Below are 22102 nucleotides of genomic sequence, written 5' to 3' on the forward strand. Positions count from 1 at the left end.
GCCGCTCATCAGTTGGTTTTCATGTCGACCGATTTGACGATGGGTGCCCACTTGCCCAGGTCGCTGTCGATCTTGCCGGCCATGTACGCCACCGACAGGTCGCTGGCCGGCCGCAGGCCGATGTTCTGCAGCGCGTCGCGCACCTGCTGCTTGTCGAACACCTTGCGCACGCTGGCGTTGAGCCTGGCGATGACCGCGTCGGGCGTGCCCGCGGGCGCCACCAGGCCATACCAGGGTTCGACATCGAAGCCTTTCATGCCGCTTTCCTGCATGGTCGGGATATCGGGGATGCGGCCGTCGCGCTGCGACCCGGTCACGGCCAGCGCGCGCAGCTTGCCGGCCTGCACCATGGGGACCGCGCTCAGGTCGCTGAACATCAGCGTCAGCCGCCCGCCCAGCAGGTCCGACCTGGCCGGTCCGCCGCCGCGGTACGGGACGTGCGTCATCTTGACCTGCGCCGTGGTGCTGAACAGTTCGCCCGCCAGGTGCATGGTGCTGCCGGTGCCGGACGAGCCGAAGGTGGCCTGGCCAGGATGTTGCCTGGCATAGTCGGCCAGATCCGCCACCGATTGGATCTTGCTCTCGGGGTTGACGACCAGGATGTTCTGCGTGGTGACCAGCATCGACACCGGCTTGAAGTCCTTGACCGGATCGAACGGCAAGTCCGGGTACAGCGACGGGTTGATGGTCAGGATGCTGATCGTGCCCAGCAGCAGCGTATAGCCGTCGCCCGGCGATTTGGCCACGATATCGGCGCCGATGTTGCCGCCGGCGCCGGTCTTGAACTCGGTGTACACCGGCGTGCCCAGGTCGCTGGACAGTTGCTCGGACACCAGCTGCGCGAGCGGGCCGATCGTGGCGCCCGGCGCGAAGGGCACCACCAGCTTGATGGGCTGGTCGGGAAACGCGGCCTGGGCCGGGCCCTGCCAGGAAGCCGCAAGCGCGGCGAACGCAAACGCTGCACAGATGCCTTTCATCATGGTCTTCTCCTCCTTGTTTATTGTTCGTGGGCCGTCGCCGGCCGCGCTGTGACGGCGCGATCAGGCGGCCGCGGACTCGGCCGCCATGCGCACCAGCCTGCCCGGCAGCGCGCCGGTGGCCGCGGCGTCGCGGTAGACCACCACGCCGGACACGATGGTCGCCACATAGCCGCTGGGCTTTTGCAGGTAGCGGCCCTTGCCGGCCGGCAGGTCCATGTTCATGACGGGCACGCCGGGATCTATCGTCGCGGGGTCGATGACGTTGATGTCCGCCTTCTTGCCGACCTCCAGCACGCCGCGGTCATGCAGGCCCACGGCCCGCGCGGTGTCCGCCGTCTGGCGCTTGACCAGCCACGGCAGATCGAAGGCCGGCCGCCCTGCTCCCCCGCCCCAATGCTTGAGCAGGAAGGTCGGGAAGCTGGCGTCGGAGATCAGCGCCACGTGCGCGCCGCCGTCGCCCAGGCCGATGACCGTGTTCGGGTCGGCAAGCATTTGCGCGCAGGCGTCCAGGTTCTGGTCGGCATAGTTCGCGAATGGCGAGAACAGCAGCGCCTTGCCGTCTTCCTCGAGCAGGCAGTCGTAGGCCAGCTCGGCCGGATCGGCGTCGGCGCGCCGGGCCAGCGCCGCGATCGAGCGTTCCGGGCCCGGGTCGTAGCACGGCGGGTTGCCCAGCGGAAAGATGTTGTCGAACTCGTTCAGGCGCTTGCCCAGCGGCGTATCCTGGCTCTCGCGCAGTAGCTGCGCGCGCAAGGCCGGGTCCCGCATGCGGCGCACCCGCTCATCCAGCGCAAGCTGGGCGATGGCCTTGTAGCTGGCGCAGTCAGAGAAGACATTGCGGCTGCCCTGCAGCCCCAGCAGCACGCCTACCCCGCGCGGCGCGACCTGCGCGCGGATGGGCAGGCCGTCGGCCGCCGCCTGCGCCGTCAGGGCCAGCAGCCGGCGCCACCCGTCCTTGTTGCCGTGCTTCTGCATCAGCGAGAACGACAGCGGCCGGCCGGATTTCTCCACCAGGCGGCGCATCATGCCGAACTCGGCCTCCAGCATGTCCGGATCGTCGAAGTCGATGATGATCTCCAGCACGCCGCCGCCGGCATCGGCCAGCCCCATGGCGATGCCGGTCAGCTCTTCCTCGGCCGCGCGCAGCAACGGCATCGGGTCGCCGGTGACCGAGCGGTGATTGATCGAGCGCGAAGTCGAGAAGCCGATCGCGCCATGGCGCATGGCCTCGGCCGCCAGGCTGCGCATCCGCGCGATGTCCTCGGGCGTGGCCATCTCGAGCCGCAGCGCGCGCTCGCCCATGACGTACACGCGCAGCGCCGCGTGCGGCAGTTGCGCGCAGAAATCGATGTCGTGCTCGATCCGTTCGGTCGCGCGCAGGAAGTCGGGAAACGTCTCCCAGGCCCAGTCCAGCCCTTCGTGCAGCGCGATGCCGGGGATGTCTTCCACGCCTTCCATCAGCTCGATCAGATTGCCGCGATCGGCCGCGCGCACCGGCGCGAACCCGACCCCGCAGTTGCCCATCACCACCGTGGTCACGCCGTGCCAGCTGGATGGAGCCAGGCGGGAATTCCAGATGATCTGCCCGTCGTAGTGCGTATGGATGTCGACGAAGCCTGGCGTGACGATCTTGCCGCGCGCGTCGATCTCGGCGGCCGCGCCCGGCGCGATGTCGCCGATCTCGGCGATCAGGGCGCCGCGCACCCCGATGTCGGCGACCCGGGGCGCGCCGCCATGCCCGTCCATGAGCAATCCGCCGCGGATGACAAGATCAAGTGCCTGTTCGTCGTGCATTTCTTCCTCGATTGAGCTGCCCTGTGCGCGTCTGCGTTGGGGCCGGATTCGGCAATGCCTGCCCCGACGAATTACACCGGCGAACCCCGCGAGCGACAAGCAAGGATTTCTTATGCTGCGACAAGGATTCCCGATCCACGGCGCGGCCGCCAGGCCGTTCGCCCGCCCACCTGCCCCGCCCGGGCCGGCAATTCGGCGCAGCCCATCATGACTATTCAATGATTCAAGAATCATTGTATTATTTCGGCATGAATGCAGAACAAGCCGTTTCCTCCCTCGGCGCCCTGGCCCATGCGCAACGCCTGAGCGTGTTTCGCGCCCTTGTCGTCGCGGGCCCGGCGGGGCTCACGCCCAGCGTCATGGCCGACGGGCTCGGCATCGCCCGCAATGCGCTGTCCTTTCACCTGAAGGAGCTGGCGCACGCCGGCCTGGTCAGCGTCGAGCAACACGGCCGCAATCTGATCTACCGCGCCGATTTCTTCCGGATGAATGCATTGCTCGGCTATCTCACCGAACACTGCTGCCAGGGCGCGACCTGCGAGGTGTCCGATTCCCGAAAGAACACAGCCGGTTGCGACGCCGGCGCCAGGCGGGCCTGATCCATGCCAGGCGCACCGGTTCGCGTCGTCGGGATCCTGGGAACCGCCCAGACGCTGGCCTGGGCCTCCTCGTACTATCTGCCGGCGATGCTGGCGGATCCGATGGCTCGTGACGTGGGCGTGTCCACGCCGACGGTCTATGCGGCGTTCTCCGCCGCCCTGGTCGCATCGGCGTTGATCGGGCCATGGACGGGACTGGCGATCGACCGCCACGGCGGCCGTATGGTCCTGGCCGGCACCAGTCTGTTGTTTGCCCTCGGGCTGGGCATGCTCGACGCCGCCCAGGGCCTGTGGACGATGGTTGCCGCCTCGCTCGTCATGGGCGTGGCGATGGGCGCCGGCCTCTACGAGGCCGCCTTCTCCAGCCTGGTACGCCTTTATGGCCATCACGCCCGCGGGGCCATCACCGGAATCACGCTGATCGCCGGTTTCGCCAGCACCGTTGGCTGGCCGCTTTCCGCCTGGATGGAGACGCTGTTCGGCTGGCGCGGCGCATGCCTGGGCTGGGCGGCCTTGCATTTGATGATCGGCCTGCCGTTGAATGCCTGGCTTCCCAAAGCCGTTGCCGCCGAGACGCCAAGCCCGGATGCCCCGGCCGCGCAGGAGGGGACCCTCCCTGCTGCGCGGCCGGGACCGCAGGGGCTGGCCACCGCCCTGCTCGCCTTCGTGTTCGCGGCGACGTGGTTCATCAGCACCGCGATGGCCACCCACTTGCCGCGCATGCTGCAAGCCACGGGCGCCACGCTCGCGGCCGCCGTGGCCGTGGGCGCGCTCATCGGTCCCGCGCAAGTGGCCGGCCGCCTGCTCGAGTTCGGCTTGCTGCGGCATGTTCATCCTTTGCTGTCGGCGCGCCTGGCGGCCCTGGCGCATCCGGCCGGCGTTGCCGTGCTGTTGGCCGCCGGCCCGGCGCTGGCCCCGCTGCTCGCCATCCTGCATGGGGCGGGCAACGGCATCCTGACCATCGCCAAAGGCACGTTGCCGCTGGCGCTGTTCGGCCCCCAGGGCTATGGCGCGTGCCAAGGCTGGCTGATGATGCCGGCGCGGGTCGCGCAGGCGCTGGCGCCGTTTCTCTTCGGCCTGGCGCTGGACGCCTGGCGCGCCAACGCTTTGTGGCTATCCGGGGGCATAGGCCTGGCGGCCTGCGCCGCGCTGCTCGTGCTGCGCGCGCGGCCCGACCCAATCAAGCCCTAGTCTTGCATCAACAGAGGTGTGTCATGACTTCCATCACGATCTATCACAACCCGGCCTGCGCGACATCGCGCAATGTGCTCGGGCTGATTCGCAACAGCGGCGAGGAGCCGGCCATCATCGAATATCTGAAGACGCCGCCCGACGCCGCAACGCTGCGGTCGTTGATCGTCGCCATGGGGATGCCGGTGCGCGACCTGCTCAGGCAAAAGGGCACGCCTTACGACGAGCTCGGTTTGTCGGATCCGAAATGGACAGACGAGCAGCTGATCGATCTCATGCTCCAGTACCCGATCCTGATCAATCGCCCCATCGTGACAACCCCACTGGGAACGCGTCTGTGCCGGCCGTCGGAAACCGTTCTGGATCTCCTGTCCCGGCCCCAGCGCGGCGCCTTCGACAAGGAGGACGGGCAGCCTGTCATCGATGCGGACGGCAACCGTGTCTGAGGTTCTCGCCGATCTGCCCAATATCGATCCGTCACGGTTCAAGCAGCCGAACGCGGCCGAGCTGTTCCCGCCCGGGCGCGCCACGCATGCCCCGCGCTTCCTGCTGCTGTATGGGTCGTTGCGCGAGCGCTCCTACAGCCGCCTGGTCGCGGAGGAAGCCGCGCGGCTGCTCCGGGCGCTGGGCGGCGAGACCCGGCTGTTCAACCCGTCCGGGCTGCCGCTGGTCGACGACGCCAGCGAGGACCATCCCAAGGTCCGTGAGCTGCATGAGCTGGTCCGGTGGGCCGAAGGCATGATCTGGAGTTCGCCGGAGCGGCACGGCGCCATGAGCGGCCTGATGAAGACGCAGATCGACTGGATCCCGCTGTCGATGGGCGCGGTGCGCCCGACCCAGGGCAAGACGCTGGCGGTCATGCAGGTATCGGGGGGATCCCAGTCATTCAACGCCGTGAACCAGATGCGGGTGCTGGGCCGCTGGATGCGCATGCTGACCATCCCGAACCAATCGTCGGTGGCCAAGGCCTACCAGGAGTTCGACGAGGCGGGACGCATGCAGCCTTCGCCTTACTATGACCGGGTGGTCGACGTGGCCGAGGAACTGATGAAGTTCACCTTGCTCACGCGCGACGCGTCGCCGTACCTGGTCGATCGCTACAGCGAGCGCAAGGAAGCCGCCGAGGCGCTGTCGCGGCGCACGGCGCAAGCCCGCATCTAGCGCGCGGCCGTGGCGCCCATGTGTTCGGCCGCCACCGAGCCGAAGCATTGCGCGAAGGCGTCGATGCGCTCGCCATCCCCCTGCCCGGCCCGCATGATGCAGTAGTAATCGACCGCCACGCGCGGCGCCACCGGCACCAGGCTGACGCGCCAGCGCCGGCGCGCCACCGCGGCGAACGACGGCACCACGGCCTGGCCCAGCCCCGCCTCGACCATGGCCAATACCGTTTCCAGGTGCGTGACCACGCGCGCCGGCGCATCGCCCTGCACGCCCAGGTGCCGGTTGACCAGGCGCTGGATCGGATTCTCGTCGGGCAAGGCGATCAGCCCGTCGCGGTCGATCTGGGGCCAGCGCACCGACCGGCGCCGCTCGCCCTCCACGCGCGGCACGGCCAGCGCCAGCCGGGCCGGGAAAACGGTTTGCCGCCGTATGCCGGTCGCGCGCGTGGTGCGCTCGAACAGCCGGCTGCCCAGCTGCGTTTCCAGGTCGCGCACCATGGCGCTCAGCCCGGCCTGCGAGATGTGCAGCTGTTCGGCCGCCTTGGTGAAACTGGCATGGCGCGCCACCGCGAGAAAGGCGCGCATCTGGCGAAAGGAGAAGTTCATGGTCGGCCGGCCGGGGGGGAAACAGGCATTCATATTAACAAGCAATGCTTGTCAATTTATCCAATATTGTTCTTTTACTTATTTAATCCGATGCGGTGAAATAAGCCCATCGGCCCATGCGAGGCCTCATTGCCACAAGAGACACAGGAGACGAAACATGACGAGTTCGCCCGCTTTGACCATGACGCTGCGCGCCGTGCTGGCGCTGGCCGCCACCGCCAGCCTGGCCCTGGGCCCGGCCGCGCCGGCGGCCGCCGAGACGTTCCCCGCCAAGCCCGTGACCCTGGTCGTGCCCTTCCCGCCCGGCGGCCCGACCGACACCAGCGCGCGCCTGTTCGGCGCCGTCATGGCCGACAAGCTGGGCCAGCCCGTCATCGTCGAGAACCGCGCCGGCGCCGGCGGCAGTGTCGGCACCACCGTGGTCACCCGCTCCAAGCCCGACGGCTACACCCTGCTGTGGGGCGGCACCAGCAGCATCGTGGTCGCGCCGGCCCTCTACACCAACCTGCAGTACGACCCGATCAAGTCCTTCACGCCCATCGGCATGGCCGTGCGCGGCCCGCTGATCCTGGTCAGCCGCCCCGACCTCGGCCCCAAGGACATCGGCCAGCTGCGCGACTACGCCAAGAACCATGACCTGAGCGTGGCCTCGGCCGGCACCGGCTCCATCGGCCACCTGACCGCCGAGATGTTCAAGAGCGAGGCCGGCGCCCGCATGCTGCACGTGCCCTACCGCGGCGGCGCGCCGGCCCTGACCGACGTCATGGGCGGCCAGGTCGACCTGTTCTTCGATACGGTCACGCTGCTGACGCCGCAGATCCGCGCCGGCAAGCTGCGCGCCTACGCCGTCACCGGCAGCCAGCGCTACAGCGGCCTGCCCGAGGTGCCCACCGTCGCGGAGACGATCGGCAAGCCCTTCGAGGCCTACTCCTGGTTCGGCCTGCTGGCGCCGGCCGGCACCCCCGCGCCGGCGGTGCAGGCCCTGACCGACGCGCTGGCCGCCGCCGCCAAGGATCCCGAGGTCATCAAGCAGCTCAGCGCGCTGGGCCTGGAGCCGGTCGGCGACACCCCGCAGGAGTTCGCCCAGGCGATCCGCGCCGACCTCGACAAATGGACCGGCGTGGTCCGCAGCGCGGGCGTCAAGCCCCAGTAACCGCGCCTACGCATACGCGACACAGAAGGACAACCCACGATGCCCGACACCTCCTCCCCCCGGATCCTGATCGCCGGCGCCGGCCTGGGCGGCCTGACCGCCGCGCTGGCCCTGCAGGCGCGCGGTTTCCAGGTCCGCGTGCTGGAACAGGCCGCGCAGCTGCGCGAACTGGGCGCGGGCATCCAGCTCAGCGCCAACGCCAACCGCGTGCTGTACCAGCTGGGCCTGGGCGCGGCCCTGGAACAGGTGGCCAGCCCGGCGCCCGGCAAGCGCATCCGCCTGTGGAACACCGGCCAGACCTGGCCGCTGTTCGACCTGGGCGCGCAGTCCGTCGAACGCTATGGCTACCCGTACCTGACCATCTACCGCGCCGACCTGCACCGCGTGCTGGCCGAAGCCGTGCTGGCGCGCGATCCGCAGGCCATCGAACTGGGCGCCCGGGTCGAGAGCGTCGCGCAGGACGATGCCGCGGCCAGCGTCACGCTGGCCGACGGCAGCACGCGCCAGGCCGACATCCTGGTGGGCGCCGATGGCGTGCACTCGCGCGTGCGCGCCGCCCTGCATGGCCAGGACCAGGCGCGCTTCTCCGGCGCGCTGGCCTGGCGCGGCGTCATCCCGGCGCACAAGCTGCCGCCGCATTTGCGCGAGCCGTATGCCGTCAACTGGGTCGGCCCCGGCGCCCATGTCATCCACTACCCGCTGCGCCGCGGCGAACTGGTGAACTTCGTCGGCATCCTGGAGCGCGACGACTGGCAGGTCGAGTCCTGGACACAGCAGGGCACGATCGCGGAATGCGCGCGGGATTTCGCCGGCTGGCACGAGGACGTGCAGACGCTGATCCATGCGCTGGATACGCCCTTCAAGTGGGCGATGATGCTGCGCGAGCCCCTGGCGCGCTGGACCAGCGGGCGCATCACCCTGCTGGGCGACGCCTGCCACCCGACCCTGCCGATGCTGGCCTCGGGCGCGGCCATGGCCATCGAGGACGGCTACGTGCTGGCGCACTGCCTCGACGGCATGCGCGCCGATGCGCGGCAGGCGCTGGTCCGCTACCAGGATCTGCGCGTCGAGCGCACGGCGCGCGTGGTGCGCGGCTCAGCCGAGAACGCCAAGCGCTTCCACAACCCGGAGCTGGCGCACGCGGCCGGCGCGGCCGCCTATGTCGAACAGCAATGGAGCGAGGCCCGGGTACGCGAAAGATACGAGTGGCTCTTCACGTACGACGTGGACGCCGAACCGGTCTGAGGGCGCCGCCCGCGCGTGGCCAGGGTTTCCCCTTGGATGCGCGCCCGCGTCTTGTCCTGCCGGCGCAATCGCTGTAACTTGTGCCGGTTCCACCAACGTGCAGTTCGGGAGAGACCGTCCAGCGGACGGCGCCGACGGAGCAACCACCCCGGAAACTCTCAGGCAAAAGGACCGACCTGCTGGAACATCTGGAGAGTGGCGCGCGGTACGGCGCCCACCGAAGGGGATCCCTGGCGCGTTTGCAGCGGCGCACGGGTGAAGCTCTCAGGTAAATGGACAGATGGGGTTGCGGCCGGGCCATTCCGATGGCCGGCAGACGCCAACCTCCTCTGGGACCACGACCATGTCTCGAATCGCCGTCATCGGCGCCGGCATCACCGGCGTCACCACCGCCTATGCGCTCGCCTTGCGCGATCACCAGGTCACGGTGTTCGACCGCCACCGCTATAGCGCGATGGAAACCTCGTTCGCCAACGGCGGGCAGCTCTCGGCCAGCAACGCCGAGGTCTGGAACAGCCGCTCCACGCTCTTCAAGGGCCTGCGCTGGATGCTGCGGCGCGACGCCCCGCTGCTGCTCAATCCCCGGCCCAGCTGGCACAAGTACTCGTGGCTGGGAGAGTTCCTGCGCCAGATCCCCCGCTACGAAGCCAACACCATAGAAACCGTGCGGCTGGCCATCGCCGCGCGCCAGCATCTGTTCGACATCGCGGCCCGCGAACGGATCGATTTCGATCATGAGCGGCGCGGCATCCTGCACTTCTATGCCAGCAGGCGGGAGTACGACAGCGCCTTGCGGGTCAACGCCCTGCTGCGCGCCGGCGGGCTGGAGCGGCGGCCCGTATCGCCCGAGGAAATGCGCGCCATCGAACCGGCCCTGCAGGGCGACTTCTACGGCGGCTTCTTTACCGAGTCGGACTCCACCGGCGACATCCACAAGTTCACCACTGGCCTGGCCCGGGCCGCCGCGCGGCACGGCGCCCTGTTCCGCTACGAAACGCCAGTCAGCGGCATCGACCATCGCGGCGGCGCCATCGCCATCACGACCGCCGAAGCCGTCGAACGCTACGACAAGGTGGTGATCTGCGCGGGCGTGGGCAGCCGCCGCTTCGCCAGCATGGTGGGCGACCGCGTCAACATCTATCCGGTCAAGGGATATTCGATCACGGTGAGCCTGGACGACGAGGCCAGCCAGGCCGGCGCGCCCTGGACCAGCCTGCTGGACGACCGCGCCAAGATCGTGACCAGCCGGCTCGGCGCCGGCCGGTTCCGGGTGGCCGGCACCGCCGAATTCAACGGCTTCAATCGCGATATCCGCGCCGACCGCGTCGAACCGCTGGTCGCATGGGTGCGCCGGTATTTTCCGCAGGTCTCGACCAGCCGCGTCGTGCCCTGGGCGGGCCTGCGGCCCATGCTGCCCAGCATGCTGCCGCGCGTCGGGCCCGGCAAGCGGCCGGGCGTGTTCTACAACACCGGCCATGGCCACCTCGGATGGACGCTGTCGGCCGCGACCGCCCAGCTGGTGGCCGAAGCGGTGACGGCCGGCGCCGGCACGTAGACGGCAGGCAGGCGGCCAGCGGCGCGCGCCTCAAGCGCGCCCGGCCGCCGCCAGCCGGCCCAGGCAGGCCCGCAGGCCGGCTGGCAGCGCCACGGGGCGGCGGCTGGCGCGCTCGACGTAGACATGCACGAAGTGGCCCTGGGCCGCGCACAGTTCGTCGCCGGGGCGGAACACGCCCAGCTCGTAGCGCACGCTGCTGCGCCCCACGTGGGCCACGCGCAGGCCGATCTGCAATGTTTCCGGGAACTCGGCCGGCGCGTGGAAATTGCAGTGCGTTTCCACGACCAGGCCGATCACGGCGCCCGCCTGCGGGTCGAGCTGGCCGGCCGACGCCAGGTAGCGATTCACCGCCGTATCGAAGTAGGCGTAATACACGACGTTGTTGACATGCCCGTACATGTCGCAATCCATCCAGCGTACCGGCATGGCCTCGAAATGGCTGAAGCCGGCCCGCTGCCACCGTTGCGGACGCGGGGCCTGCCCCGCGCTATCGTTCACAGCGCCTCCCGGTAAAGGCGCAAGGCGTCGTCGTAGCCGAGCTCCCTGGGGTTGTTGACCAGCAAACGCTGTTGCTGCATGGCCTGTTGCGCGAGCATGGGCAGATCGCGTTCGGCCACCCCGACTTCGGCCAGGCGCCGCGGCAGCCCCAGACGCGGCCCCAGGCTGGCCATTTCCTGCACGAATCCTTCGGCGCGCGCCTGCTGCGGGCCGTCCACCTGCGGACAAGCGATCTGCGCAAGCTGGGCATAGGCGGCGCCGGCCTGCGGCAGGTTGAAACGCAGCACCGCGCCGAACATCAATGCATTGGACAGGCCGTGCGGCACGTGGAAAACGCCGCCCAGCGGATAGGCCAGCGCATGCACGGCCGCCACCGGCGCATTGGCGAACGCCTGCCCCGCCAGCATCGCGCCCAGCAACATGTCATGGCGGGCCGCCATGTCGGCGCCGTCGCGGCATGCGGGGCCGATGGAACGGCACAGCAGGCGCAACGCCTGGCGCGCCAGGCCATCGGAGATCGGGTTCTTGCGCAGCCGGCTGGTATAGGCCTCGACGGCGTGCACGATGGCGTCGATGCCGGTGGCGGCGGTCACGGCCGGCGGCAGGCCCCGGGTCAACGCGGCATCCAGTACGGCGATGTCGCAGTACAGGACGGGGGAGACAATGCCCGCCTTGGAGGCGTCCTCGCGGGTCACGATGGCGATGGGCGTGGCTTCCGAGCCGGTGCCGGCCGTGGTCGGCACCTGCACCAGCGGCAGGCGCGCCGTGGCGACGCGGTCGATGCCGTAGCTGTCGCGAAAGTCGGCCGCGGAGCCGGCGAACGCCGCCACCAGTTTCGCGATATCCATCGACGAGCCGCCGCCGAAGCCGATCACGCATTGCACGTCCGTTTCCCGGCCCCGCGCGATCGCCTGGCTCACCACCGCTTCGGGCGGATCGGCCAGCACGCCGTCGTAGACCTGGACCGTGTGACCGGCGTCGCGCAGGCTTTGCGCCAGGGCCGCGACCAGACCCAGCCGCACCAGCTGCTCGTCCGTGACGACCAGGATGCGGCACGGCCCCCATTGCGCCGCGACCGCCTCGCCCAACCGTTGCGAGGTCCCCTCGCCCGCCAGCGTGCGGGCATGTGTCCGAAACTCGAATCCGTTCATAGCACCTCGAATAGTCCCGCGGCGCCCATGCCGCCGCCCACGCACATGGTCACCACCACATAACGCACGCCCCGGGCGCGCCCTTCCAGCAGCGCATGCCCCACCAGCCTCGCGCCGGACATGCCATAGGGATGGCCCAGCGCGATGGCGCCGCCGTTCACGTTCAGGCGTTCATCGGGCAGGCCCAGGCGGTCACGGCAATAGATTACCTGCACGGCGAACGCCTCGTTCAACTCCCACAGGCCGATGTCGCCGATCGCCAGGCCGGCGCGCGCCAGCAGGCGGGGCACGGCCTGCACCGGGCCGATGCCCATTTCATCGGGACGGCAGCCCGCCACCGCGAAGCCGCGGAAGCGGCCCAGGGGCCGCAGGCCACGCGCCCGCGCGGCGGTCGCGCGCATCAGCACGCAGGCCGAGGCGCCGTCCGAAAGCTGGCTGGCATTGCCCGCCGTAATGCAGCCGCCCTCGCGCACGCTCTTGAGCGCGGCCAGTTTTTCGGAAGTCGTCCCGGGGCGCACGCCTTCGTCCTCGGCCACCAGCATTTCGGTTTCAACGGGCGGCGCGCCGTGCGGGTCGGCCGCCAGGTGGCTTACACGCATGGGCGCGATTTCCTCGCGCATGCGGCCGGCCGCGCGCGCCTGCGCGGCGCGCTGCTGGCTGCGCGCCGCGTACTCGTCCTGGCGCTGGCGCGAAATGCCGTAGCGCCGGGCGACCACTTCGGCGGTATCGATCATGGGCAGGAAAATCTCCGGCAGGTGCCGCGCCAGCCAGGGGTCCTGTTCCATGTGGTGATTCATGTGTTCGTTCTGCACGCATGAAATCGAATCCAACCCGCCCGCCACCGATATCGGCGCCGCCGCACAGGATGGACTGGGCGCCCATGGCGATGGCCTGCAGCCCGGACGAGCAAAGCCGGTTCACCGTGACGCCGGGCACCTCGACCGGCAGGCCGGCGCGCAAGGCAGCCTGGCGCGCGATGTTCTCGCCCGCCGTTCCTTCCGGGCGGCCGCACCCCATGATGAGGTCATCGACCTCGGCCGGCTCGATCCCGGCGCGCCGCACCGCGTGCTCGACGGCGTGCCCGCCCAGGGTGGCGCCATGGGTATTGTTGAAGGCGCCCCGATAGGCCTTGCCGATGGGCGTGCGTGCGGTCGATACGATGACGATATCGTCGCTCATGCGCCCTCCTGGCCGTGATCCTGCAGCCGGCCGCCGTGCGCCGCCAGGCGGGCCAGCAGGCCGGGCGGTTGCCAGAATTCCGGTTCCGCCGTGGCGGCGCGCCGCCGCAAGCCGGCCACCACCGCCGGCAGGCCCATGGCGTCGGCGCTGTGGCAAGGGCCGCCGCGCCAGCGCGGAAAGCCATAGCCGGCCAGGAACACCGCGTCCACGTCCGTCGCGCTGGCCGCGATGCCCTCCTCCAGCAGGCGCGCGGCCTCGACGACGAGCGCGTGCAGGCAACGCTCGACGATCTCGTCGGCCGCAATGGCCCGGCGGGATACTCCGGCCTCGCGCGAAGCGGCCGCAATCATGGCCTCCACCTCGGCATCGCGCCGGGGCTGCCGGCCGCCGTCCGGATAGGCATGGATCCCGCTGCCTCCTTTCAGGCCGAGGCGGCCCGCCGCGCTGACCCGGTCCAGCCAGTCGGGCCAGGGCCTGTGCGGCATCTCGCTGCGCTGCCGCAGGCGGATGCTGTCGCCCACGTCCAGGCCCGCCAGGTCGGCGACCTGGAACGGGCCCATGGCGAAGCCCCAGTCGCGCAGCGCCGCGTCGACCTCCATGGGCATGGCGCCCTCGTGCACCATCAAGGCCGCCTGCCGCAGATACTGATGCCACATGCGGTTACCGATGAAGCCGTCGCACACGCCGGCCACCACGGCGGTCTTGCGCAAGCGCCGCGCCAGCCCTTGCGCGGCGGCCACCACATCGGCGTGGGTGGCCGCGCCGCGCACGATCTCGAGCAAGGGCATCGCCGGCGCGGGGCTGAAGAAATGCAGCCCCACCACGTCCTGCGGGCGCCGCGTGCTGTGCGCGATCCGGTCGACATCCAGCGTCGACGTGTTGGTGCCCAGGATGGCGCCGGGCTTGAGGACCCGGTCCAGCTCGCGGAAAACCGCGCATTTCACCGCCATGTCCTCGAACACCGCCTCGATGGCGAGATCGGCCCGCGCGATGCCGGCCATCTCGCCGGTTGTCGCGACGGCGGCGACACGCTGCTCGGCCTGCCTGGACGTAAGCCGCTTGCGCGCGGCCAGGCGCTCGAAATGCTGGCATACCTGCGCGCGCCCCTGCGCCAGCCGGTCGGCGTCCACGTCGTGCCAGATCACCGGCAGGCCGGCGTCGGCCAGGCAGATGACAATGCCGGTGCCCATCGTGCCGGCCCCCACGACCGCGACCTGCTCGATGCGCCGGGCCGACACATCGCCGGCCGGCGGGCGCGGCCGCTCGGCAAAAAAGGCATAGCGCAAGGCCCGCGCCTCGGCCCCGTCGCGCAGGCGCGCGAACGACTCGCGCTCCAGTGCCCGCCCGGCGTCGAACGGCCCCTGTGCGGCGGCAAGGCATGCCAGCGCCGCCTCGCGCGCCGCCGCGCTGCCCACCGGCCGGATGGCGGCCGCGCGCGCCGCCTCGGCGATCGATGCCGGCGCCAACGCAGGCAAACTGGCAACGCGGCGCCGCGCCAGCCCGCCCGGCGCGTTGCGCATCCACGCCAGCGCCTGCTCCAGCGTATCGTCGGCAGACAACAGCGCATCGGCCAGTTTGCACCGCAGCGCGGTTTCGCCGCCCACGGGTTCGCCGCCCAGCACCATCTCGACGGCATGGCGCGCGCCGACCAGGCGCGGCAAGCGCTGCGTGCCGCCGGCGCCAGGCAGCAACCCCAGCTTGATCTCCGGCAACCCCAGCGAGGCGCGCGGCGACGCCAGCCGATAGTGGCACCCCAGCGCAAGCTCCAGCGCGCCGCCCAGCGCCGCGCCATCGAGCAGCGCCACCACGGGCACCGGCGCGTTCTCGATGCGGTCTATCAGTTCGGCCAGCCCGGCATCCTGGTCCGACCCTGCCTGGTCGAACTCCTTGATATCCGCGCCAGCCGAGAAAATGCCCGGACGGGCGCTGACCAGCAGCAGCGCCCTCACATCCGGCCTGGCGTACGCCTGCTCCAGGCATTGCGCCAGGCCGTGCCGCAACGTCCGCCCCAATGCATTCACCGGCGGGCTGTCCAGGGTCACGACTCCTATGTCGCCCCGCATCGCGATCGCTACCGACATATCCAGGCTCCTACTGTTTCTCGATGCCGGCGATCTCGGCCGCGCGGCTCCATTTGGCGATCTCGTCGACCTGGTAGCGCCGCAGTTCGGCGGGCCCTACCGGGAAACTCTCCCAGTTGGTGCCGGCCAGGAACGCCCGCGTCTGCTCGCGTTCGTAGATGGCGACGATGGCCTTGCTCAGCGTGTCGACGATAGGCGCGGGCGTGCCCGCCGGCGCGAATGCGGAGGTCCAGTTCACCATGTCGAACCCCGGATAGCCGGCCTGCGCCACCGTCGGCGTCGCGGGCTCGCTTTCCAGCCGCTCGGCGCTGCTGACGGCCAGCAGGCGCAGCTTGCCCGAGCGCAGGAACGGCACCAGCGCCGCATAGTCGGCGAACGCGAAGTCGACCTGCCGGCCGGCCAGGTCGGTCAATGCCTGGGCCGCGCCCTTGTAGGGAATATGGCTGGCCTTGGCCTGGGCCATCGACAGGAACAGCTCGGTCGTGATCTGGTAGGCCGCGCTGCCCGAGCCATAGTTCAGCGTGCCCGGCTGTTGCCGCATGGCCTGGACCAGGTCGTCCACCGAACGATAGGGAGACTGCGCGTTCACGGCCAGGCCCATCGCGCCTTTCGCCAGGCGCGCCACCGGCGCGAAATCCTTCAGGGGGTCATACGGCAGCGCCTTGAAGATGGCCGCGTTGACCGTCATGGCCGACGATCCGGAGATCAGCAGCGTATAGCCGTCGGGCGCCGCGGCGGCCACCATCTTGGCGGCGATGAAACTGTTGGCGCCAGGGTGGTTCTCGACCACCACCGGCGAACCGAACTCGGCTTCCATCTCGCGCGCCAGATGGCGCGCCGTGTTGTCCGTGCCGCTGCCGGGCGCGAACGGCACGATGAGCCGGATCGGGTGCGTGGGAAACGCCTGTTGCGCCAGGGCCGCGCCGCTCGCGGCCAGCGACGCCGCGCCCAGCAGGAACGACAGAACAAAGTGTTTTTTTCTCATGGTCTCCTCTCGTGCAAGAACGGGACGGCTTCAGCGTCCGTGAAAGACAGGCGGGCGCTTTTCCAGCAAGGCCGCAATGCCCTCCTGGTGGTCCGCGGTGCGGTGCGACAGGGTTTGATACAGCCTGGAGAACTCCAGCATGGCCTCCAGCCGCTGGTGCAGGCCTTCGCGGATCAGCCGCTTGGCGAAGCGCACCTGCTGCGGCGGATTGACGGCGATCCGCTCGGCCAGCTGGCAGGCGGCGTCCATGAGCTGCGCCGCCGGCACGACGCTGGACACCAGGTTCCATTGCAACGCGGTGGCCGCGTCCAGCGTATCGCCGGTAAACGCCATCTCGTAGGTGCGCGCCAGCCCGATGATGCGCGGCAGGAACCACGACCCGCCATCGCCGGGGATGATGCCCAGCTTGACGAAACTCTCGGCGAATCGCGCATCGTCGGCGGCGATGCGGATATCGCACATGCAGGCCAGGTCGCAGCCCGCGCCGATGGCCGCGCCGTTGACCGCCGCGATCAGCGGCACGTCAAGCTGCGCCAGGGCCATGGGAATGCGCTGGATGCCCGTGCTGTACTTCGCGGGAATGCGCGCCGCCGGTCCGCTGTCCGGGCCGTAGTCCGCCAGCATCTTCTTGACATTGCCGCCCGCGCAAAACGACGGGCCGTTGCCGGTCAGGATGGCCGCCCGCACATCCAGGTCCGCGTTGAGCTCGCGCACCAGGTCCTCGAACTCCTGGAACTGCTCGGCATCGGTCAGCGCATTGCGCGCCTCGGGCCGATTCATCCTGACGATACAAACGCGGCCACGCCGCTCCACTTCTAGAAACCGGGTCATTCCGTTCTTTCTCCTCGTTGAGCAATCTTCATCGTCCGCTCCAGCGCGGCGCGCGCTTCTCGCGAAACGCCAGCGCGCCTTCCCGCGCGTCTTCCGAGCGGTATAGCGGCTCCAGGATATGGAAAGCCGTCCGCAGGGCCGCGCCCCGCTCCATCTCGGCCGCGGCATAGACCATCTCCTTGCAGGCCGCCGCGCTCAGCGGCGCCGTGGCCACGATGGCGCGCGCCAGCTCCATGGCCTTGTCCATCAGCTGCGCGGCGGGCACCACATGATTGACGAAGCCGATCTCGGCGGCCCGCTGCGCGCTGATGGGATTGCCGGTCAGCAGCAGCTCCAGCACCAGCTTCTGCGGGATCACCCCCTGCAACCAGACCGCCCAGGCCGGCGCCCGGCCGACCTTGGATTCCGGCATGCCGAACACGGCATGGTCCGCGGCCACCACCAGGTCGCACATTTGCGTGAAGAACCAGCCGCCGCCCAGTGCGGCGCCATTGACCGCCGCGATGACAGGCTTGCTTGCCTGGACGTTGTCGCCGAGTATGGGCAGGAACGTCTTCTGGCTGAGGTCCGTGTTCTCGGACAGGTCGCGTCCGGCGCTGAAGCTGCGTTCGCCCGCGCCGGTGAGGATCGCGACCCGCAGCGCCGCATCGTTCTCGAACCGCTCCCAGGCGGCAATCAGCGCCTGCCGCATCTCCAGGTTGATGGCGTTGCGTTTGTCGGGCCGGTTCAGCGTGATGATCGCGATCTGTTCGCGCGTTTCGAATCTTACGGTCGGGGATGTGTTCATTTGGTTTGCGGGTTGGATTGAAGACGGGACGAGGCCAGCGACGACAGCACCGCTTCGGTGTGCTCGCCCAGCACGGTTGGCGCCCGCCCGTGGCGGGCCGGCGTGCGCGACATGCGCAACGCGCTGCCCATCGCGCGGATTTCGCCGAACACCGGGTCCGGCGCTGCGGCCACGAGCGCCCGGTGGCGCACGTGCGGATCGGCCAGCACCTCCGCCACGGTCTGGATCGGCCCGCAGGGAATGCCTTCGGCCAGCAGGCGTTCCAGCCAGTACTGGCGTGTCTGGCCGCGGAAGGCCTCGCGCAGTTGCGCCATCAATGCATTCTTGCCCTGGACGCGCAGCTCGTTGGTCGCATAGCGAGGATCGCGCGCCAGCGACTCGCGGTCCAGATGGCGGCAAAGGCGCTGGAACTGCCGGTCGTTGCCCACCATCAGCATGAGCGGGCCGTCCAGGCACTGGACGGCGTCGCCCGGCACGACGGTCGGATGTTCGTTGCCGTTGCGTTGCGGCGCCTGGCCGCACGCCAGGAAGTTGGCGGCCAGGGTGGACAGCGCCGATACCTGCACGTCCATCAGCGAGAGATCCAGGTGCTGGCCCTGCCCTCTGGCCTCGCGCTCGCGCAAGGCCATCAGCACGCCGCAGCAGGCGTAGACCCCGGTCATCAGGTCGATGATGGGAATCCCGGTTTTCTGCGGACCGCCGCCAGCGGCGTCATCGGGCAGGCCCGTCACGCTCATCATTCCGCCCACGGCCTGGATGATCGAGTCGTAGCCCGGCCTGGCCGCATACGGGCCGGTCTGCCCATAGCCCGTGATCGAGCAGTACACCAGGCGCGGATTCAGCGCCGACAGCGTGGCGTAATCCAGCCCATGCCGCGCCAGCGAGCCGGCCTTGAAATTCTCGACCAGGACGTCGCTGCGCAGCGCCAGTTCGCGCAGCGCCTGGCGGTCCGCCTCGGACTCCAGGTCCAGGCACACGGAGCGCTTGCCCCGGTTGGCGGCGCAGAAGTACGCCGACACCCGTTCATGGCCGTCGGCCGACTCGTAGAACGGCGGCCCCCAGGCCCGGCTGTCGTCGCCCTGCCCTGGCCGCTCGATCTTGATCACATCGGCGCCGAAATCGGCCAGCATCTGCGTGCACCACGGGCCCGCCAGCACGCGCGACAAATCCAGCACCCGGATGCCGTCCATCGGCATGGGCTTGCTTGCACCGCCACCACTCATCTTCGCTCCTTCTTGGGTCACGCGGCCAAGCCGGACTTGCGCACGACGTTGCCCCATTTCTCGTATTCATCGCGCACGAACTGCGCGCATGCCGGCACGTCGCTGGCCACGACGCTGTTGCCCTGCGCCTGCAGGGCCTGGCGCAAGCGCGCATCGCGCATGGCGCCGGCCAGTCCGGCCTGCAGGGCGTCGATGGTCGGCGCGGGCGTGCCGCCCGGCGCGAACAGCACCTGCCACGTCTCCGACGCAAAGCCGGGCAGCGCCGACTCCGCCAGCGTGGGCAGGTCGGGCATCTGGCTGGAGCGCACCTCGCCCGCGCTGGCCAGGGCAATGGCCTTGCCCGCCTGGATATGCGCCGCCGACGCGGAAATCGTCGTGAACATGACCTGCACATTGCCGGCCATCAGGTCCACCAGGGCGGGTCCGTCGCCCTTGTACGGCACGTGCGTCATTTCCACGCCAGCCATGCTCTTGAACAGCTCGCCGGACAGGTGGAACGGGCCGCCCGTGCCCGAGGATGCATAGTTGAACTTGCCCGGCTCGGCTTTCAGGAGCGCGATCAGTTCCTCCGGCTTGCGCGCCGGCACCGCCGGATTGACCAGCAGCACGACGTCGTTCTTGACCAGCAGGCTGACGGGCGCGAAGTCCTTGAACGGATCGTAGGGAACCTTCTCGAGGTGCGGCGCGATCGTGATCGGGCCTATACCGCCCAGCAGCAGGACATAGCCGTCCGGGGCGGCGCGCGCCACCGCCAGCGTGCCGATCCGCCCGTTGGCGCCGGCGCGGTTGTCGATGATCACCGGCTGGCCCAGCCGGGCCTGCAGGTGTTCGGCGATGACCCGGGCTACGTTGTCGGTGGCTCCGCCCGGCGAATACGGCACGATCAGCGTCACGGGACGCTGCGGGTAAGGCTTGGCGGCCGCGGCGCGGCCCAGCCAGGTCGTGCTTGCCAGCGCGGCGAGCGCGCCCAGCGCATCACGTCGGTTCATTTCCTGTCTCCCGTTGTCCCGCCGATTGCGGGTTCTTGTTGCGACGGGGAGAAGCGTAGCCAACGCAGTGCCATATGAACAAATATTGAATTTATATCCTTCCCATATGAAAATCGACTACCAACATCGAATCGAAGAACAGGACCATGGATCTGAAGCAGATGCGGTATTTCGTGGCGGTGGCCGAAGAGCGCAGTTTCAGCCGCGCCGCCGAGCGCCTGCACATTTCGCAGCCGCCGCTGTCGCAACAGATCAAGGCGCTGGAAGAGGAACTGAACGCGCCGCTCTTTCACCGCCTGCCGCGCGGCATCTCGCTCACGGCCGCCGGCGCCGCCCTGCTCAAGTCCAGCAGAGCCATCCTGGCCAATGTGCGGCTGGCGGCGCAGGAAACCACCCAGATCGCCGCCGGCATGCTGGGCACCGTGCGCATGGGCACGGTCAGCTCGGCGCTGGCGCATCTGGTCCCGTACATCCTGACCCAGGTGAAGCGATCCATGCCTGGCAGCAAGGTCGAACTGACGGAAATGAGTTCACGCGAACAGACCCTCGCCGTCCTGCGCGATGAACTGGACATCGGACTGGTCCACACCCCCATCGATACGGCCGATCTGCGGACACGCCAGATCCTGCGCGAACCGTTCTACGCCGCCGTGCCCAGCCAGCACCCCTTGGCAAGCCGCGAGGCCGTGCCGGTGGCGGAGCTGGCCAGCGAGGAATTCGTGTTCTTTCCGCGCACGCTGGCCTCGGGGCTGTTCGACAAAATGGTGTCGCTGTGCATGAACGCCGGCTTCAGCCCCAAGATCCACCATACCGCCCGCCACCAGTCGACCATGCTGCAGATGGTGGCCATGGGACTGGGCGTCACCATCGTGCCGCGCTCCCTGCAGCGCATCTACAAGGGCAGCGCGGTCTTCCTGCCGCTGACCGGCACGCCGCACTATCTGGAGCTCAGCCTGATCTGGCGCGAGAGCACCGCGAACGGGCTGGTCGAGCGATTGATCGGCGGCCTGGAGCCGCTACGCGATTTCGACAGCCTGCCCTAGGCCCAGGCGACGCGCGCGCCCGCACGACCGGCGGCGCGCCGGACTCGCACATGTCGACGGCCGCACGCCGCGCCGCGCTCGTGCGCGGCCGTGCTTCCTCGTCCGATCGAATACACTAATTTCCGCTGTGACGAATTAATTTCTGTTAAACGGAAATATGGGGAACCCCTGTATTTGCAGCGCGGGCCCGCGGGCTCCATCGGAAAAAGGAAAACTATGCCGTCCAATGTTCTTGAAAACAAGATCGCCATCGTCGTCGGAGCCGGGCAGACGCCCGGCAGCACCATGGGCAACGGCCGCGCCACCGCGATTGCATTCGCGCGCGCAGGCGCAAGCGTCGTGGCGGTCGACCGCGATATGGCCAGCGCCGGCGAGACGGCCGGACTGATCCTGGCCGAAGGCGGCCAGGCCATGGCGGTACAAGCCGACATCACCAGCGAAGCCGCCATCGTGGCCATGGTGCGGCAAGTCATGGAAACGCACGGTCGCATCGACATTCTTCACAACAATGTCGGCATCGCGGGCGCGGGCGGCGATGCGCCGGTCGAGGATATCTCCGCCGAAGCGTTCGACTTGCTCGCCAATCTCAACTTGAAAGGCATGATGCTGACATGCAAGCACGTGCTGCCAGCCATGCGCGCGCAGCGCAGCGGCTGCGTGCTCAACGTCGCATCGACGGCGGCCTACGCGCTGTATCCCAACGTTGCCTACAAGGCCACGAAGATGGGCGTGCTCGGCCTGACGCAGCACATCGCGATGACCTACGCCGAGCACGGGGTGCGCGCCAACGCCATCCTGCCAGGGTTGATCGATACGCCGATGGTCATCGAGGCTCGCGTCAGGTTGACCGGCAAGCCGCGCGAACAGATCGTCGCCGAACGCAATGCGATGGTGCCGTTGCGCGGGCGCATGGGCACGAGCTGGGACGTCGCCCACGCCGCGGTGTTCCTGGCGTCCGACCAGGCGGGTTTCATTACCGGCGTGCAATTGCCCGTGGACGGCGGAGCCCTGGCGCGCCTCGGGCCCTAGGCACGGGAAAACCCTAGCTATCCCTG

At 69.2% G+C, this 22102-nt stretch carries 20 protein-coding genes, 1 pseudogene and 1 riboswitch; of the genes and pseudogenes, 9 read left to right on the forward strand and 12 right to left on the reverse strand.

Annotated elements, in window-relative coordinates; all coding sequences use genetic code 11:
- Positions 1–8 precede the first annotated feature (8 nt).
- A complete protein-coding gene (locus LK409_RS11675) occupies positions 9–980 on the reverse strand; it encodes a Bug family tripartite tricarboxylate transporter substrate binding protein (protein WP_003817440.1) in 972 nt (323 codons plus the stop codon).
- Positions 981–1040: 60 nt separating this feature from the next.
- Positions 1041–2771 (reverse strand): N-acyl-D-amino-acid deacylase family protein, encoded by a 1731-nt coding sequence (locus tag LK409_RS11680; protein ID WP_010928689.1) that lies wholly within the window; start codon positions 2769–2771, stop codon positions 1041–1043.
- Between the two features lie 218 nt (positions 2772–2989).
- Between LK409_RS11680 and LK409_RS11685 the strand changes: the two genes are divergently transcribed.
- The 4 genes from LK409_RS11685 to arsH are packed head-to-tail and all read left to right on the forward strand — an operon-like array spanning position 2990 to position 5722.
- On the forward strand, positions 2990–3370 hold the full coding sequence (locus tag LK409_RS11685) for an ArsR/SmtB family transcription factor (RefSeq protein ID WP_010928690.1): 381 nt from the start codon (positions 2990–2992) through the stop codon (positions 3368–3370).
- Positions 3371–3373: 3 nt separating this feature from the next.
- Positions 3374–4561 (forward strand): MFS transporter, encoded by a 1188-nt coding sequence (locus LK409_RS11690; protein ID WP_010928691.1) that lies wholly within the window; start codon positions 3374–3376, stop codon positions 4559–4561.
- A 23-nt stretch (positions 4562–4584) separates the two neighbouring features.
- The gene (gene arsC, locus LK409_RS11695; protein WP_041937230.1) at positions 4585–5007 is read left to right on the forward strand and encodes an arsenate reductase (glutaredoxin); all 423 of its coding nucleotides are present in this window, start codon (positions 4585–4587) and stop codon (positions 5005–5007) included.
- The gene (gene arsH / locus LK409_RS11700; RefSeq protein ID WP_010928693.1) at positions 5000–5722 is read left to right on the forward strand and encodes an arsenical resistance protein ArsH; all 723 of its coding nucleotides are present in this window, start codon (positions 5000–5002) and stop codon (positions 5720–5722) included. Before arsC ends, arsH begins: the two co-directional genes overlap by 8 nt.
- Here the strand turns inward: arsH and LK409_RS11705 are convergent.
- A complete protein-coding gene (locus LK409_RS11705) occupies positions 5719–6327 on the reverse strand; it encodes a LysR family transcriptional regulator (RefSeq protein ID WP_041937231.1) in 609 nt (202 codons plus the stop codon). The genes arsH and LK409_RS11705 overlap by 4 nt on opposite strands.
- 157 nt (positions 6328–6484) lie before the next feature.
- Here LK409_RS11705 and LK409_RS11710 point away from each other — a divergent pair, with 157 nt between their 5' ends.
- The 3 genes from LK409_RS11710 to LK409_RS11720 all read left to right on the forward strand — a co-directional run bounded on the left by LK409_RS11710 (position 6485) and on the right by LK409_RS11720 (position 10280).
- Positions 6485–7480: a Bug family tripartite tricarboxylate transporter substrate binding protein gene (locus tag LK409_RS11710; RefSeq protein ID WP_010928694.1), complete on the forward strand. Its 996-nt coding sequence runs from the start codon at positions 6485–6487 to the stop codon at positions 7478–7480.
- A gap of 39 nt (positions 7481–7519) precedes the next feature.
- Complete coding sequence (locus LK409_RS11715) at positions 7520–8725, forward strand: FAD-dependent monooxygenase (RefSeq protein WP_010928695.1); 1206 nt, start codon at positions 7520–7522, stop codon at positions 8723–8725.
- A 95-nt stretch (positions 8726–8820) separates the two neighbouring features.
- A riboswitch (glycine riboswitch) is annotated at positions 8821–8909 on the forward strand.
- Positions 8910–9068: 159 nt separating this feature from the next.
- Positions 9069–10280: a D-amino acid dehydrogenase gene (locus LK409_RS11720; protein ID WP_010928696.1), complete on the forward strand. Its 1212-nt coding sequence runs from the start codon at positions 9069–9071 to the stop codon at positions 10278–10280.
- Positions 10281–10310: 30 nt separating this feature from the next.
- Here the strand turns inward: LK409_RS11720 and LK409_RS11725 are convergent, their stop codons facing one another.
- From LK409_RS11725 to LK409_RS11765, 9 genes and pseudogenes are all read right to left on the reverse strand, one after another.
- The gene (locus LK409_RS11725) at positions 10311–10778 is read right to left on the reverse strand and encodes an acyl-CoA thioesterase (RefSeq protein ID WP_010928697.1); all 468 of its coding nucleotides are present in this window, start codon (positions 10776–10778) and stop codon (positions 10311–10313) included.
- A complete protein-coding gene (locus LK409_RS11730) occupies positions 10775–11929 on the reverse strand; it encodes an iron-containing alcohol dehydrogenase (protein ID WP_010928698.1) in 1155 nt (384 codons plus the stop codon). The genes LK409_RS11725 and LK409_RS11730 overlap by 4 nt, the downstream gene beginning before the upstream one ends.
- Positions 11926–13108: pseudogene (locus LK409_RS11735) on the reverse strand (acetyl-CoA C-acyltransferase). The gene LK409_RS11730 and the pseudogene LK409_RS11735 overlap by 4 nt, the downstream one beginning before the upstream one ends.
- Positions 13105–15189, reverse strand: coding sequence for a 3-hydroxyacyl-CoA dehydrogenase NAD-binding domain-containing protein (locus tag LK409_RS11740; RefSeq protein WP_010928699.1), 2085 nt, complete (start codon positions 15187–15189; stop codon positions 13105–13107). The pseudogene LK409_RS11735 and the gene LK409_RS11740 overlap by 4 nt, the downstream one beginning before the upstream one ends.
- A 10-nt stretch (positions 15190–15199) precedes the next feature.
- Complete coding sequence (locus LK409_RS11745) at positions 15200–16174, reverse strand: Bug family tripartite tricarboxylate transporter substrate binding protein (protein ID WP_003811487.1); 975 nt, start codon at positions 16172–16174, stop codon at positions 15200–15202.
- Between the two features lie 30 nt (positions 16175–16204).
- A complete protein-coding gene (locus tag LK409_RS11750) occupies positions 16205–17005 on the reverse strand; it encodes a crotonase/enoyl-CoA hydratase family protein (protein WP_003811489.1) in 801 nt (266 codons plus the stop codon).
- Positions 17006–17033: 28 nt separating this feature from the next.
- Entirely contained in the window at positions 17034–17792 is a 759-nt protein-coding gene (locus tag LK409_RS11755; RefSeq protein ID WP_010928700.1) for an enoyl-CoA hydratase/isomerase family protein, read from the reverse strand.
- Complete coding sequence (locus LK409_RS11760; protein WP_076879823.1) at positions 17789–19036, reverse strand: CaiB/BaiF CoA transferase family protein; 1248 nt, start codon at positions 19034–19036, stop codon at positions 17789–17791. The genes LK409_RS11755 and LK409_RS11760 overlap by 4 nt, the downstream gene beginning before the upstream one ends.
- On the reverse strand, positions 19033–20004 hold the full coding sequence (locus LK409_RS11765) for a Bug family tripartite tricarboxylate transporter substrate binding protein (RefSeq protein WP_010928702.1): 972 nt from the start codon (positions 20002–20004) through the stop codon (positions 19033–19035). The genes LK409_RS11760 and LK409_RS11765 overlap by 4 nt, the downstream gene beginning before the upstream one ends.
- Positions 20005–20150: 146 nt before the next feature.
- On the opposite strand from LK409_RS11765, the gene LK409_RS11770 reads away from it, so the two are divergent.
- Together LK409_RS11770 and LK409_RS11775 are read left to right on the forward strand one after the other, a co-directional pair.
- Complete coding sequence (locus tag LK409_RS11770) at positions 20151–21047, forward strand: LysR substrate-binding domain-containing protein (RefSeq protein WP_010928703.1); 897 nt, start codon at positions 20151–20153, stop codon at positions 21045–21047.
- 90 nt (positions 21048–21137) lie between these two features.
- Positions 21138–22076 carry an SDR family NAD(P)-dependent oxidoreductase gene (locus LK409_RS11775; RefSeq protein WP_010928704.1) on the forward strand — a complete coding sequence of 313 codons (939 nt, stop codon included), beginning with the start codon at positions 21138–21140 and terminating at the stop codon, positions 22074–22076.
- Positions 22077–22102: the final 26 nt, after the last annotated feature.

The organism is Bordetella parapertussis (assembly GCF_020735925.1).
GTDB lineage: Bacteria > Pseudomonadota > Gammaproteobacteria > Burkholderiales > Burkholderiaceae_B > Bordetella > Bordetella pertussis.